This is a genomic window from Mycobacterium sp. 852002-51163_SCH5372311, assembly GCF_001667115.1.
Classification (GTDB): domain Bacteria; phylum Actinomycetota; class Actinomycetes; order Mycobacteriales; family Mycobacteriaceae; genus Mycobacterium.
In genome coordinates this window covers 1-649 of record NZ_LZIJ01000056.1, presented here as the reverse complement: position 1 = coordinate 649, position 649 = coordinate 1, and the positions used below count along the sequence as shown (strand labels likewise).

Genomic DNA, 649 nt, shown 5'->3' with positions numbered 1-649 from the left:
TCGCGGCGATATCGAGCCATGCGTCGCTGTCGCAGGTGAGCTGCTCCGCCGAGGGCACGACGTGCGCCTGGCCGTCTCGCCCGACCTGGTTGCGTTCACCGACTCGGCTGGGCTCGATGCCGTCGCCTTCGGGCCGGATGCGGGGACGTGGCACGACCTACACCGCGACTTCTTGATGCACGTGTTCCGCAACTTCTGGAAGATCCCGGAGCTCATCAGGTTAGGGCGCAAGGATTGGGAGTTGTTCACCCAGTTTTGGGAAGAGGCCAACACGACAGTGATGTCGCTGGCGGACGGGGCAGATCTGCTGTTCACCGACGCCGGTTTCGATCGTCCCGTTGCCAATGTCGCGGAGTATTACGACATTCCGTTGGCCATGCTGCATTGCATGCCGTCGCGGGCCAACGGCCAAGTCGTTCCGTTCCTGCCGGCGTCGCTGGTGCGCTTTGCAATGACAATGGACCGCTGGCTGGTTTGGCGGATGACGAAGACGGCCGAGGACGCGCAACGCCGTGAACTCGGCCTGCCGAAGGCAACAGGCCCTTCACCGCGACGCATAGCTGAACGGGGATCGCTGGAAATTCAGGCCTACGACGAGGTTTGCTTTCCCGGTCTGGCGGCCGAATGGGCGAAATGGGATGGCCAGCGA

At 63.2% G+C, this 649-nt stretch carries 1 pseudogene; it reads left to right on the top strand.

The features are described from left to right. A pseudogene (locus A5791_RS07580) lies at window positions 1-649 on the top strand (glycosyl transferase family 1); the annotation flags it as partial.